12 protein-coding genes and 1 pseudogene are annotated in these 13923 nt (G+C 35.7%); 6 read left to right on the forward strand and 7 right to left on the reverse strand.

Annotated elements, in window-relative coordinates:
- Positions 1 to 12: 12 nt before the first annotated feature.
- Positions 13 to 459, forward strand: coding sequence for an OsmC family protein (locus LAU42_RS07780; RefSeq protein ID WP_224183053.1), 447 nt, complete (start codon positions 13 to 15; stop codon positions 457 to 459).
- A 301-nt stretch (positions 460 to 760) separates the two neighbouring features.
- Positions 761 to 2071 (forward strand): cation:dicarboxylate symporter family transporter, encoded by a 1311-nt coding sequence (locus LAU42_RS07785; protein WP_224183054.1) that lies wholly within the window; start codon positions 761 to 763, stop codon positions 2069 to 2071.
- A 38-nt stretch (positions 2072 to 2109) separates the two neighbouring features.
- Here the strand turns inward: LAU42_RS07785 and hutH are convergent, their stop codons facing one another.
- Together hutH and LAU42_RS11985 are read right to left on the reverse strand one after the other, a co-directional pair.
- On the reverse strand, positions 2110 to 3570 hold the full coding sequence (gene hutH, locus LAU42_RS07790) for a histidine ammonia-lyase (protein ID WP_224184779.1): 1461 nt from the start codon (positions 3568 to 3570) through the stop codon (positions 2110 to 2112).
- 344 nt (positions 3571 to 3914) lie between these two features.
- A pseudogene (locus LAU42_RS11985) lies at positions 3915 to 3989 on the reverse strand (PTS sugar transporter subunit IIB); the annotation flags it as partial.
- 130 nt (positions 3990 to 4119) lie between these two features.
- On the opposite strand from LAU42_RS11985, the gene LAU42_RS07800 reads away from it, so the two are divergent.
- Positions 4120 to 4308: a hypothetical protein gene (locus tag LAU42_RS07800; RefSeq protein ID WP_224183055.1), complete on the forward strand. Its 189-nt coding sequence runs from the start codon at positions 4120 to 4122 to the stop codon at positions 4306 to 4308.
- 104 nt (positions 4309 to 4412) lie between these two features.
- The gene (locus LAU42_RS07805; RefSeq protein WP_224183056.1) at positions 4413 to 4646 is read left to right on the forward strand and encodes a hypothetical protein; all 234 of its coding nucleotides are present in this window, start codon (positions 4413 to 4415) and stop codon (positions 4644 to 4646) included.
- 8 nt (positions 4647 to 4654) lie between these two features.
- Here LAU42_RS07805 and LAU42_RS07810 read toward each other — a convergent pair whose 3' ends face one another.
- Positions 4655 to 5254 (reverse strand): lysophospholipid acyltransferase family protein, encoded by a 600-nt coding sequence (locus tag LAU42_RS07810; protein ID WP_224183057.1) that lies wholly within the window; start codon positions 5252 to 5254, stop codon positions 4655 to 4657.
- Between the two features lie 132 nt (positions 5255 to 5386).
- Between LAU42_RS07810 and LAU42_RS07815 the strand changes: the two genes are divergently transcribed.
- On the forward strand, positions 5387 to 6598 hold the full coding sequence (locus LAU42_RS07815; RefSeq protein ID WP_224183058.1) for a S1C family serine protease: 1212 nt from the start codon (positions 5387 to 5389) through the stop codon (positions 6596 to 6598).
- Positions 6599 to 6652: 54 nt separating this feature from the next.
- Here the strand turns inward: LAU42_RS07815 and LAU42_RS07820 are convergent, their stop codons facing one another.
- From LAU42_RS07820 to tyrS, 3 genes are all read right to left on the reverse strand, one after another.
- On the reverse strand, positions 6653 to 7501 hold the full coding sequence (locus LAU42_RS07820) for a TPM domain-containing protein (protein ID WP_224183059.1): 849 nt from the start codon (positions 7499 to 7501) through the stop codon (positions 6653 to 6655).
- The gene (locus LAU42_RS07825) at positions 7501 to 8085 is read right to left on the reverse strand and encodes a LemA family protein (RefSeq protein ID WP_224183060.1); all 585 of its coding nucleotides are present in this window, start codon (positions 8083 to 8085) and stop codon (positions 7501 to 7503) included. The genes LAU42_RS07820 and LAU42_RS07825 overlap by 1 nt, the downstream gene beginning before the upstream one ends.
- Before the next feature lie 63 nt (positions 8086 to 8148).
- On the reverse strand, positions 8149 to 9402 hold the full coding sequence (gene tyrS, locus LAU42_RS07830; protein ID WP_224183061.1) for a tyrosine--tRNA ligase: 1254 nt from the start codon (positions 9400 to 9402) through the stop codon (positions 8149 to 8151).
- Positions 9403 to 9744: 342 nt separating this feature from the next.
- Here tyrS and LAU42_RS07835 point away from each other — a divergent pair, with 342 nt between their 5' ends.
- Positions 9745 to 12102: a transglycosylase domain-containing protein gene (locus tag LAU42_RS07835; RefSeq protein ID WP_224183062.1), complete on the forward strand. Its 2358-nt coding sequence runs from the start codon at positions 9745 to 9747 to the stop codon at positions 12100 to 12102.
- Between the two features lie 46 nt (positions 12103 to 12148).
- Here LAU42_RS07835 and LAU42_RS07840 read toward each other — a convergent pair whose 3' ends face one another.
- Positions 12149 to 13816 (reverse strand): formate--tetrahydrofolate ligase, encoded by a 1668-nt coding sequence (locus tag LAU42_RS07840; protein WP_224183063.1) that lies wholly within the window; start codon positions 13814 to 13816, stop codon positions 12149 to 12151.
- Positions 13817 to 13923: the final 107 nt, after the last annotated feature.

Genomic DNA, 13923 nt, shown 5'->3' on the forward strand with positions numbered 1-13923 from the left:
GAGAATGTAAAAATGAAGCATCTATTCAACTGTACTGCAAAATTTAACGGAGGCTATAATGGCGTAGGAACGATTGAAAACAGGAACCTCAAGACCGAGATATCAATACCGAAAGAAATGAATGGCCCTGACATTGGTACTAATCCCGATGAGATGCTGTTATCAGCTGCGGTTACATGTTTTATTATAACTTTAAGTTCTATGTTTGAACGTAATCATATTCCTGTTGAGATTGATTATGTACATGCTAGCGCAACGATTAATAATGAAAAACAAGTATTAACGTATGAAAGTATTACTTATAATGTATATTTGATTTCGACAGAACAATTAGACGAAAAAAAAATTGTAAGATATGTTAATAAATCAGAAGAAAGTTGTATGATTACACGTGCTTTAAAAGGGAATGTGTCCGTTTCAATTGAAAATATTTATTTGAATAATAGTATATTAATATAATAATAAAACGATAAAACTATTTCGTCATCCGGAATAGTTTTATTGATACTTTAAGTAACTACTTATTATATTATGCAAATAATAATATTTATGATAGCGTTTACAGTGTTTTTCAGAAACATTCATACATCTATAGCTACTCTACTTTCCGTGATGATGATTATAGTTCAAACAGTATACAATTACAATATTATTAAAACATAATGAGTATTAAAGATTTCTGACAATTACAAAAAAATTAAATTGACAGAACTATCAATAACACATAAAATACATTAGTACGAAAGAAAAGAGGGATGTTATGAGTTCAGTTACGGAAATTAAAAAACCAAAAAAGAAAAAGTTTATAAGTTTACCGATGCAAATATTACTTGCATTAATACTCGGGGTTGTTGTTGGTGCCCTGCTTAACGGTCAAAAAGAATACGTTAACTACTTCCAGCCACTTGGCGATATATTTTTACATTTAATTAAAATGATTGTAGTACCAATTGTATTCTGTTCATTAGTAATTTCAATTGCTGGTACAGGCGATATGAAAACGGTTGGTCGATACGGTTGGAAAACATTATTATACTTTGAAATCATTACGACTGTTGCAATCGGTTTAGGTATTATTTTTGCTAACATCTTTAAACCAGGTGCTGGTATTAATAAAGATTTACTACCTAAAGGTGATGTAACAAAATATACGACAAATGCAGAAGCTGCAGCACATTCAACTTATGGAAATCACATGATTGATACAATCGTTAATATCATTCCGACGAATATCGTCGATTCAATGGCTCAAGGTCAGTTATTACCAGTAATCTTCTTCTCAGTGTTCTTCGGATTAGGCCTTGCAGCTATCGGTAAAAAAGGTGATCCAGTACGTGCTTTCTTCGATGGATTCCTTGATGTTATCTTCTGGATGACAAATCAAATTATGAAATATGCACCAATTGGTGTATTCGCATTTATGGCAGTAACGATTATTAACTTAGGTTTAGGTGCATTAGTACCACTTGGAAAACTCGCGCTTGTCGTTGCAGGATCAATGGTGTTCTTCATTGTTGTTGTCCTTGGTTCTATAGCAGCAATGTGTAAAATTAATATTTTCCACCTGCTGCGCATATTAAAGGATGAATTATTACTTGCATTCTCTACATCAAGTTCAGAAACAGTACTACCTGTCATTATGGACAAGATGGAGAAATTCGGTGCACCGAAAGAAATCGTATCATTCGTAGTTCCTACTGGGTATACATTTAACTTAGACGGTTCAGCACTTTATCAATCTATTGCAGCTCTTACAATTGCACAAATGTATGGCGTACACTTATCAGTGACAGAACAACTTGTATTATTATTAACACTGATGTTAACGTCTAAAGGTATGGCTGCGGTTCCGGGTACTTCGATTGTTGTATTAATTACGACATTAACAGCGATGAATATTCACCCAGAAGGGCTAGCACTGATTATCGGTATTGACCGTATATTAGATATGATGCGTACTGTCGTTAACGTTGTTGGTAACTCATTATCAACACTTGTAATTGCGAAATGGGAAAAACGTTTAGATTATGAAAAAGGTCGTAAATATTACGAATCATATTTAAATAAATAAGACACTAAATGAAAATAGTTCAAGGCGTTTGCCTTGAACTATTTTTTATATGCACTCATTTTTAAGTAATCTGAAACGACTTTAATATCTTTGTGGAACTGTCTATCTGCTGTAATTGAAGGTACGATGTTTCGATATTCATCGTACTTTGCTTTTGTTTTCGGCGACAGTTTATCTATTCCTTTAAGTTCTACTGCCTGCAGAGCAATTACACATTCAATCGCAAGTACATTGCGTACATTTTCTACGATTTGATACCCGTGGCGTGATGCAATTGTTCCCATGGATACGTGATCCTCCTGATTCGCAGAAGATGGAATAGAGTCTACACTTGCAGGATGCGCGAGCGTTTTATTTTCCGAGACGAGACTCGCAGCTGCATACTGCATTATCATCGCGCCACTTTGAAGTCCAGGTTCCGGACTTAAAAATGCAGGCAAGTCTCCATTCAATTGCGGATTTACAAGTCGCTCGATACGGCGTTCTGATACGTTTGAAAGTTCACTCACGCCGATTTTTAAGAAATCAAGTGCGAACGCAACTGGCTGGCCGTGGAAATTCCCTCCTGAAATAACGAGCGTTTCATCCCCCTTATCGAATATTAACGGATTATCATTTGCTGCATTCATTTCATTTTCTAATTTCTCTTTAACGTAGTTAAGCACCTGGAAGCTTGCACCGTGAATTTGTGGAATACAACGCAATGAATAAGCATCCTGAACACGAATTTCCCCTTGTTTTGTTGTAAGTGATGAGCCTTCTAACCAATCCAGCATTCTGTTTGCAACTTGTAACTGTTCATTAGAATTTCTGACAATATGTACGTTTTCATTATATGCATCGACAATTCCATTTAATGATTGATGTGTGAGTGATGCAATCCACTCTGCATCATACGCTAAACTTTCAGCTTCAATATAACTGATGACACCTTGACTCGTCATAGCCTGCGTACCATTAATGAGTGCAAGCCCTTCTTTAGCTTTTAAATGATGGATATTTCGATTTAATGACTGTAACACATCGCTACTATTACGACGTTCTCCATTAAAGATTACTTCTCCTTCACCTACTAAAGCAAGCGCAAGATGAGAAAGCGGTGCTAAATCACCTGAAGCTCCGAGAGATCCTTGAGCTGGAATAACAGGAATAATGCGTTCATTAATAAAGAATACGAGTTGATCTACAAGTTCTCTACTTACACCTGAATGACCTTTTAACATCGTATTCAACCTTAAAATCATCATTACGAGTGACACATGTTCATGAAATGGCTCCCCTACACCACATGCATGTGAACGAATTAAATTAAGCTGTAAATCTTCATATTTACTTTTATCGATTAATACATCACTAAACAACCCAAAACCTGTCGTAATACCATATACAGTCTCTTCATTTTCAATAATTCGTTCCACGATTTTTCGACTGTTTTCTACACGTAACATCGCTTCATTGCATACACTTACTTTTAAATCATCTGCAATAAGCGCTTTAATATCCTATATCGATAAATCGTTCCCATTTAAAACTATCGTCATTGTCATACCCCTTCGTTTTAATTTTCTAATAATTCTAACAATTGAATTATATCGAATTTAAATTTAGAGTACAACAGTATTTACAAAATTTGTATTATGATAATAAGTTAATTCATTAGTACTTTAAATAAATAAAACAGACCGCATATAATGCAATCTGTTTTATATTTATCTTATAGTTTCTCGTCGACGACATCTGCTACTTGCTGCACATGTGTTCCAATAATGACTTGGGCATTTTTACATCCAACAATCATTACTCCTGTCGCACTGGCCTTTTTAATACGCACTTCATCGACTAATGTGTTATCTTTAAGTTCAAATCTCAGACGTGTTGCACAGTTTGTTACTGTTTCTATATTTTCTTTTTCACAAATGGTATACTTAACACTTTAATCAACGAAATTATTTTCAAAATATAAACGATTTGAAATTTTTATCGAATACGCTTTATTTATATGCAAAAGTATTATATAATGAGTTAACACAAACAATGAGGGTGATTACATGCAGACATTGCCTCAACTTTTCAAAGGTAAATTGACAGCATATCAGATTTCTACAGCGACAGATATCGATATCGCAACAATCGAATCCCTTTTTAAAGACGAAGGACGCGTTTCATCTCTTGATGAAACAACATTCAATACGTTAAAACAATTAGAATTAGAGCTTTTTAATATTGAACATCAATAAGAGATTAAGACAAATTTATGTCTTAATCTCTTTTTTGTTTGAAACGATATATACCGGGTATAAAATAATATGATAAAGAATAGAAAAGAAAGTAGGTGTGATGAATGGGAGTTATACTGTTAAAAACTTCTTATCCTGACACATCTCAAGAACATGCAGAATATAAACTTGTCCAAAGTGAGAATGAGAAGCAACGATTGATTAATGCTGCGAAAAATAAATTATGTCATGATGATAATAATACGTCACAATTCATAAAGTTACAATTTATTTATCCAGACGAAGTTGAAACACATTACTTAAAAACAATGCTAAATGCCCTTCAACTGGACATTTAGCGTTGTTTTTATGTACGCATTGAATGTATTAACGCTTTCGTTTCGCTTTCAAGCTTTAATGTTATTTGTTCAATCGCGTCATTTTTATTGTATTGATCTAAATAAGTGTTCGTATTGATTGGTTGACCAAACTTAATAGTACATTTCTGGTTACCGAATAAGACATCACGAAACTTCAATGGTCCCGTATATGCAGCAGGTACGATTTTCTTTTTTGATAAAACAGCAATCGTCGCTGCCCCTTTTTTCATTGGGGCATCTGAATGACGATGTCCGCTTGGAAATATTCCAACAATCTTCCCTTCTTTAAGTAGTTTAACCGGTACCTTTAATGTTGATGGCCCAGGGTTCTGTCTATTAACAGGGAATGCATTAACGGATTTAAAGAATCGATCCAGTAACTTGTTTTTGAACAGTTCCTGTTTCGCCATATAATGAATTTCAGATGGATATAAACTCATCGCAAGCATAATAATTTCAACCATACTTTCATGATTGCACGTTACAATGTATGACTCATTTTCAGGTATTTGATGTTTATCAACTGTTTTTAATTTACGCAGTAGTTTTGTTAGTGTGAATAGTAATGTCGCAATAATCTTATACATAATTTACTCCTTATACAAATATGATTAATACTATTTTATCATAATGTATATAAAGTGCGAGAGTGCATTTACTTGAACTCTTATATGAATGAGGCTTATACTTCTATTATCGCTATTAGCAGGAGGATTATAATGGAACAATATCACAATGAAAATCAACATAATATTAATGAAAACAATGCACAACAAATACATAGACAACAACCGCATAAGAAGCAAAGTTCTGGATTCATGAAAATGGTTCTTGCAGGTGTCGTCGGTTCTGCATTAACTTTAGGTGTTACAGAACTCCCTGAATTATTATCAAATGATAATAAAACGATTTCTCCAGTTACTGTCGATCATACAAAGCAGGATAAAAATGCTTCAAACTTATCACAAATGCTTGAACAAGTTTCCCCTGCTATTGTCGGCGTAATCAATATGCAGCAGGCACCAAGCAGCATTTATGATATATTATCTGGAAATCACTCAAGCGATATTACGCCTGCTGGTACCGGATCTGGCGTGATATATCAAGTTGATGGTAATGATACTTATATCGTTACGAATAATCATGTAGTAGAAGATGCAAAAGAAGTTAAAGTTAAACTTTCGAATGGAAAAACAATTGATGCTGAATTAATGGGAACAGACGCATTAACAGATATTGCAGTACTTAAAGTTACCGGCAATTTAAATATTAAACCTGTAGCATTTGCTAATTCATCAAAAGTACGTATCGGAGAAACTGTTTATGCTATTGGTAGCCCTCTCGGACTTGAACTCGCGGGTACAGTAACAGAAGGTATTATCAGTTCTAAAGAACGCACGATGCAAGTAGAAACTTCTGCTGGTAACGCAAGCATAAAAGTAATTCAGACAGACGCTGCGATAAACCCAGGTAACTCAGGTGGCGCTCTAATTAATACAGATGGACAATTAATCGGAATTAACAGCATGAAAATTTCAGCAAATCAAGTTGAAGGAATCGGATTCGCAATTCCTTCAAATGATACGAAAACGATTATCGAACAACTCGTAAAAAACGGCAAAGTTAAACGTCCATATATGGGGCTTGGATTAATCGGCATCCAGGATGTTCCAGCGTCTTATTTACAGGAATTAAAGATTAATCAGGATGAAGGTGTCATCGTAGCACGTACCGATGAAGTATCAAGTAAAACATTTAATAAAGGTGATGTTATCACTGAAATTGAAGGACATAAAGTAAGCAGTGATAGCGATGTCAGAAATTACATTTATGCGCATCATAAAGTCGGAGACAGCGTAAAGTTTACCGTTTACCGCGATGGCAGTAAAAAAGAATTAACAATGACGTTAAGAAGTACGAATCATAAATAAAAAAAGAAACTGATACAAAACAATGTATCAGTTTCTTTTTTTGTTGATGTTAATTTAGAAGCTTCTTCCGGCACCGCCGCCATCAAAGCCGCCACCACCAAAACTACCACCGCTGAATCCACCGTCAGAAAAACCACCTGACGAGAATCCGCCGCCTGTCGGGAAGAAGACAATCGGACCTGAAGCACGTCCACCGCCTCCACCACCGCCGCGTCCACCATTTGAAAACATAGAGAAGATTAATATTAAAAAGAACAGTGCAATAATAATTTCAAATACACTTATATTCTCATAACTGTCATCCTCTGTTTCAATTGGTGTATCACGTGTATATTTCTCACCATCAAAGCCATAACTTTTACTAATTTCAGTAAAGATGGCGTCATATAGCTTCGACATCGCCTGTGCATAATATTGTTTTGAAGTTCTATTACCAGCATTCGGATCTGACTGCATTGCTTTTTGGATATCCGGCATAGCATATGTATCTATTAAACGACCAACTTTAGCATCATTCAGTACACCTTGCAATCCAGGACCTACCATCACTTCAATCCCACGATTATTATGCTCGTTATTGTTATCTAAATTGAGTAATATAACGATTCCGTTATTCTTCTCTTTATTACCTACACCATATTCACGACCTGCGCGTAGTGCATAATCACTTTTCACTTCCTGCCCGATACTTGGCATCGTCATCAGTAAAATTTCAGCAGTCGTTCCACTATGAAGTGTTTCACCCTTCTGATTTAATGACTGCTTCTCACTTTCACTGAAAATCCCGATATGATCCTGAACAAATCTCGGCTGCTCAAGTTTCGGCAATGGTTCAGCTGCACTAACCGGAAGTGCGATGAAGAATATTAATACACTCACGAATAATATCGCGAATCGCTTCATTATTCACTATCCTTATCAGAATTAAAATCTATCTTCGGTGCATCTTTTGCAGCACTTTCCGCTTTAAAGAATTCCTTCTTCTCAAAACCAAATAATCCAGCTACAATACTTCCAGGGAATCGTTTCACAACTTTATTATATTCAGTAACGATTGCATTATAGTCATTACGTGCTACTGCAATACGATTTTCCGTACCTGCAAGTTCATCACGTAAACCTGTAAACTGGCTATCTGCTTTTAATTCAGGATAGTTTTCCTGAATTGCAATTAAACGTCCTAAAGCAGAATTCACTTGCGCGTTCGCTTCTGCTTTTTCTTCCATCGTACCTGCACCTGCTAACTTTGCACGTGCATCAGAAACATCTTTGAACACTTTCTCCTCGTGCTTAGCATAACCTTTAACTGTTTCTACTAAGTTTGGAATTAAATCGATACGACGTTGTAACTGTGTATCAATATTTGCCTGATACTTATCAACATCAGCATCTAAATCGACTAATTTGTTATAAGGACCAATGAGCATGCTCCCAACAATCATCAATAAAATGACTAACCCGATAATCGGTACTAATAATTTTTTCATTGAATTACTCCTTTTCATTAAATTACAATTCTATACCCTAAGCGATTTACCATTAAACGTGTACTAGAACGTAATCATGAAATACTTTTTCTTACCACGGCGAACAATCATAAACTCATCATCTATTTTATCTGACGCCGTAATTTCATAATTTGTATCCTGAACTTTTTCACCATTTATAGAAATTGCGCCATTCGTAATATCTTCTCGTGCTTGACGCTTACTAGGTGAAATTCCAGCTTCAATTAATAGTTCTACTAAGTTCGACTCTGTTACTTTCGCTTGTGGCACGTCTTTAAAACTCGTGCGTAACTGTTCTGCTGTTAAAGCTTTTAAATCACCTTTAAATAATGCGTTTGTAATATTAATCGCTTCTTCTAATGCAGCTTCATCATGTACATACTTCGTCACTTCTTCAGCAAGTCTCTTCTGTGCAAGTCGTAAATGCGGTTCATTCTCTACAGACTGTTCAAGTTGTTCTACTTCCTCGCGCTCTATAAATGTAAAGTATTTAATAAATTTAATAACGTCACTGTCCGGCGTATTAATCCAGAATTGGTAGAACTCGTACGGAGTTGTTTTCGTACGATCTAACCAGATTGCACCACCTTCAGATTTACCAAATTTCTTACCGTCTGATTTAACGACTAATGGTACTGTCATACCGTATGCTTCAACTTCACCGTACATACGACGCATAAGTTCCATACCACTCGTAATATTTCCCCATTGATCACTTCCACCAATCTGAAGTTTTACATTTAACGTTTTGTTTAAGTGACCAAAATCAATTGCCTGTAAAATTGTGTACGTAAATTCAGTAAATGAAATTCCAGTTTCAAGTCGTGAAGCGATACTATCTTTACTTAATAAGTAATTTACACCTACGTGTTTACCATAATCTCTTAAGAATGTTAATAAATCAATTTCTCCGAGCCAGTCTTTATTATCAACACGAATTGCGCCATTTTCTGTACCAAAGTCAAATAATTGCTCCATTTGTTGACTTATGCCATCAACGTTGTGCTGTACTTGTTCTAATGTTTGTAATGTACGTTCATCAGTACGACCAGAAGGGTCTCCAATCATACCTGTTGCACCTCCAATTAATACGACTGGACGGTGTCCGTGTGCCTGGAATCTTTTCAATGTCATAAACGGTAGTAAATGACCGATATGTAAACTGTCAGCTGTCGGATCTGTACCACAGTATACACTTACAGATTCCTTGTTCAATAATGCTTCCATTTCTTCTGGATGTGTTTCCTGATAAATTAAACCTCTCCATCTTAAATCTTCTAATAATGCACTTGTCATAATTTATTCCTCCTCTTTTAATTTACAAATAAAAAAGCACCCTCACAAAAAATGTAAGGGTGCTTGAATGCACGGTACCACCAAACTTATGATTACTCATCACTTTGTAATGAATACGCTCATTACAACGCAGACTTCGGTATTGTCAGGTGTATTCACGAATCAACATGCTTAGTTTGCACCAACCACTAAGTCTCTAAATTCACGTTCAATCACTACTTTTCCTGAAAAGTCTTTCTATTTAGTTACATTTCGATTATGATACTAGTGTATAAAATTGGATGAATGAAGTCAAGCGCCTGAAATTATGATATACTAAAAAAATATTCAGGAGGAATAATAATGGCAGATAAAACATCATATAAAGATAAATTAAACCATTTATTAAAGCGTTATAAAGATGGCTTTAAAAGTATTAAATATACGCCATACGTCATCTTTAACGGTTTGTATGAAACAATCACTAAAACTACTCTTTTTATTATTACTGCATGCATTTTAGTCGCTACGCTCATATTAGGAATTGGTAGCGGGTATTTCCTTGCACTCGTCAAGGACGAACCTGTCAAATCCAATAGTGAACTTAAAAAATCGTTGTATGAAATGACACAAAGTACTACTGTTTATTTCGGAACAGGAGAAACGCTCGGTAATTTAAATGCAGATACACAACGTGATGTAATCAAATTAAAGGACATGAGTCCACATGTCATCGATGCATTAATTGCGACTGAAGATGAAAATTTCTATAACCATAAAGGTATCGTACCGAAAGCGTTTTTACGTGCGACAGCACAGGAATTTTTAAATTTAGGACCTTCAAGCGGTGGGAGTACATTAACACAGCAATTAATCAAAAACCAGCTATTAACGAACGAAACATCATTCCAGAGAAAAGCGAAAGAAATGATGCTTTCATTTAAAGTTGAGAAATCTTTAACGAAAGATGAAATTATAGAAGCTTATTTAAATGTTGTAAGTTTCGGGCGTAATACGAACGGTCAGAATATCGCTGGTATCGAAGCTGCTGCACAAGGGATATTCGGTATAAAAGCGAAAGATTTAAATATCGCTCAAGCTGCTTTTATTGCTGGACTTCCCCAAAATCCATATACGTATACGCCATTTCTACAGGATGGCAGTTTAAAATCCAAAGACGATTTATCATATGGTTTTACGCGACAAAAATATGTACTGTCACGTATGTATCAGGAAAACAAAATTTCTAAAGCTGAATATGAAAAAGCAAAAGCTTTTAATTTAACAAAATCATTCGCGAAAGATGTGGAAACACCGAATGAAAATTATCCGTTCTTAGTTCAGGAAGTTGAAGATGAAGCTGTTAACATTCTGAAGTATCACTTTGCATCTAAAGATAATATTTCAAAGTCAGAGTTAGACGACACACCAGTCCTTCAGGAAAAGTATAAAGGCATCGCTGAACGTGCTGTACGCAATGATGGTTATATCGTTGAAACTACGATTAATAAACCAATATTCGATGCGATGAATGCAGTTAAAGATAATCCAAACTATTATTCATATGACAGACAAGTTAATGTTAACGGTAAAATGGAAACATTACAGCAGGAAGTCGGCGTGCTCTTAAAGGAAAATAAAACTGGTAAAATCATTGCATTCGTCGGTGGTCGTGATCATGAAAAATCACAGAACAACCATGCAATGAAAACGAAACGTTCACCAGGTTCAACAATCAAGCCATTATTAACATATGCACCTGCAATGGAGTATGGAATGACAACGCCAGAAACGATGCTCCTTGATAAAAGGTTTGATTATAATGGGTATTCACCTGAAAACTATGCGCGCATGGAATACGGTAATGTTACAACTCGATATGCATTGGAGAACTCATTAAACTTAAGTACACTTCGTTTATATTCTGGCATACAAGATAAAAAGCCTTGGGAATTACTGAATAAAATGAACTTTAATATCCCTTCAAACGAACAGGAAAACTTATCATTAGCTTTAGGAGCAACAGATATTACGTTAAAAAATAATGTTGATGGATTCTCAACATTAGCAAATAATGGGAACTACCAGGAAAGCTATATGATAGAGCGTATTAAAACGAAAGATGGCAAAGTGCTTTATCAACATGAAGCGAAACCTGAACGTATATACAGTGATGCTACTGCTTATATGACAACGGACATATTGCGCGGCGTTTTAGATACAGGTAGTGCGTATATATTAAAAGGTGCATTCCTATATAATCAGGATTGGGCAGGTAAAACAGGTACGACTCAAGATGCGAAAGATAGTCTTTTCGTTGCATATAACCCGAAAGTTACGATGGGAATATGGATGGGATATGATGTTCCTACAACATTTGATGAAGAAAACCATTATCAATTAAAATTATGGCGAGATATCGTCAATCAAATCTCATCTGTTGACCAAAATCAAATGGGTGTCGGAGAACAATTCTCAGTACCTTCATCAGTTTCTAAGCAATCTATATGTCAGTTTACGATGAGTACATCAGGTTGTGCATCCGGAGAATCTATGAAAGAAAGCTTAGTTTCAAATAAATCTGACTTGAGCAGCAAATCACTTGATGACCAGAGAGTACTTGCACGACTCGGTATTAATATTGATTCTGCTACACGAAGTAAAATATTCACTAAAGCACCAACTGCAGCAAAGAAAGATAAGAAGAAAAAGCCAAACTAAAAAATCTTCCGGCACATTAGTGCCGGAAGATTTTTTATTAATTTAATTAGAATAATCCAACTGCATTTCCGTCTTGATCAACGTCCATACGTATTGCTGCAGGCTCTTTCGGTAGACCAGGCATTGTCATAATGTCTCCAGTTAATGCTACGATAAATCCTGCACCTGTTTTAGGAATTAATTCACGGATTGTAATATTGAATCCTGATGGACGACCAAGTTTCTTTGGATCATCCGAGAATGAGTATTGTGTTTTTGCCATACAAACTGGATATTCATTCCATCCATTATCAGCGATTGTTTTTAATTGTTTTTGTGCTTTATCAGCGAATACTACATCATCTGCACCGTAAATTTTCTGAACGATTGTACGGATTTTTTCTTCAACTGGTAATGATAAATCATATAGTGGCTTGAAGTTTTGTGGCTTTTCTAACACTTCTAATACTAAGTTCGCTAAATCTTTTCCACCTTCTCCACCATGCTCCCATACTTCAGTTAAAGCAATTTTAACACCGCGCTCTTTCGCCCAGTTCATAACGAATTCACGTTCAGCGTCCGTATCTGTTACGAAGTTGTTTAAAGCGATTACTGGCTCTACACCGAATTGGTGTAAGTTCTCAATATGCTTTTCTAAGTTCTGGATACCTGATTTTAATGCTTCTACGTTTTCAGTACTAAGTTCAGTCTTCGCTACGCCACCATGCATCTTAAGCGCACGAATTGTCGCTACTACTACGATTGCATCCGGTTGAATGTCGGCTTTACGTGCTTTAATATCCATAAATTTCTCAGCACCTAAATCAGAACCAAAACCTGATTCAGTAACAACGATATCTGCTAGTTTACGTGCAGTTTTTGTTGCAATAATTGAGTTACAGCCATGCGCAATATTCGCAAATGGTCCACCGTGAATAAGTGCTGGTGTTCCTTCAATTGTCTGTACTAAGTTCGGTTTTAATGCATCCTTTAAGATTAATGCTAATGCACCTTCTACACCTAATTCCTTAACTGTTACTGGTTTACGGTCATAAGTGTAACCAATCGTCATGTTACCTAAGTTTTCCTTTAGATCTTCGATGTTGTTTGATAAACAGAATACAGCCATAATTTCACTCGCAACTGTAATATCAAATCCATCTTCACGAGGTACACCTTTGAACGGTCCACCTAAACCAACAACGACTTGACGTAATGCACGGTCGTTCATATCAATAACACGTTTCCATTCAATACGTCGTGGGTCGATATTTAATTGGTTACCTTGATAAATATGGTTATCAATAAATGCAGCAAGTGCATTGTTCGCAGTTGTAATTGCGTGTAAATCACCATTGAAGTGAAGGTTTATTTCTTCCATCGGTAATACTTGTGCACGACCTCCACCAGTCGCTCCACCTTTCATACCGAATACAGGTCCTAAACTTGGCTCACGTAATGCAACCATTACGTTTTTACCTAACGCTTTAAATGCATCTGAAATACCTACAGTTACTGTAGATTTACCTTCTCCAGCCGGCGTTGGGCTCATTGCAGTAACTAAGACTACTTTACCTTGTTTATCTGTCGTTACTTTAGACGTATCGATTTTCGCTTTGTAGTGCCCATAAGGTTCAACTGCATCAGCAGGAATTCCTGCAGCATCCGCAATTTCTGCAATTGGCTTAATCGTTGCTTGATTAGCAATTTCTAAATCTGATAAATATTTCGTCATTTTCACATTCTCCTAATCATTTAAAGTGTCTTTACATACCTATAATAAGATAACGCTTACATAATGTCGAATATTTTCTCTTATAATTGATGAAAATTGTGAAAAAA

The organism is Macrococcus armenti (genome assembly GCF_020097135.1).
Taxonomy (GTDB): Bacteria; Bacillota; Bacilli; order Staphylococcales; family Staphylococcaceae; genus Macrococcoides; species Macrococcoides armenti.

Coding starts and splice junctions, on each gene's coding strand:
- LAU42_RS07835 (WP_224183062.1), top strand. CDS start 9,745: ATGGCAGATAAAACATCATATAAAGATAAATTAAACCATTTATTAAAG.
- LAU42_RS07810 (WP_224183057.1), bottom strand. CDS start 5,254: ATGTATAAGATTATTGCGACATTACTATTCACACTAACAAAACTACTG.
- LAU42_RS07820 (WP_224183059.1), bottom strand. CDS start 7,501: ATGAAGCGATTCGCGATATTATTCGTGAGTGTATTAATATTCTTCATC.
- LAU42_RS07805 (WP_224183056.1), top strand. CDS start 4,413: ATGGGAGTTATACTGTTAAAAACTTCTTATCCTGACACATCTCAAGAA.
- LAU42_RS07815 (WP_224183058.1), top strand. CDS start 5,387: ATGGAACAATATCACAATGAAAATCAACATAATATTAATGAAAACAAT.
- LAU42_RS07800 (WP_224183055.1), top strand. CDS start 4,120: ATGCAGACATTGCCTCAACTTTTCAAAGGTAAATTGACAGCATATCAG.
- LAU42_RS07780 (WP_224183053.1), top strand. CDS start 13: ATGAAGCATCTATTCAACTGTACTGCAAAATTTAACGGAGGCTATAAT.
- LAU42_RS07825 (WP_224183060.1), bottom strand. CDS start 8,085: ATGAAAAAATTATTAGTACCGATTATCGGGTTAGTCATTTTATTGATG.
- LAU42_RS07785 (WP_224183054.1), top strand. CDS start 761: ATGAGTTCAGTTACGGAAATTAAAAAACCAAAAAAGAAAAAGTTTATA.
- tyrS (WP_224183061.1), bottom strand. CDS start 9,402: ATGACAAGTGCATTATTAGAAGATTTAAGATGGAGAGGTTTAATTTAT.
- LAU42_RS07840 (WP_224183063.1), bottom strand. CDS start 13,816: ATGACGAAATATTTATCAGATTTAGAAATTGCTAATCAAGCAACGATT.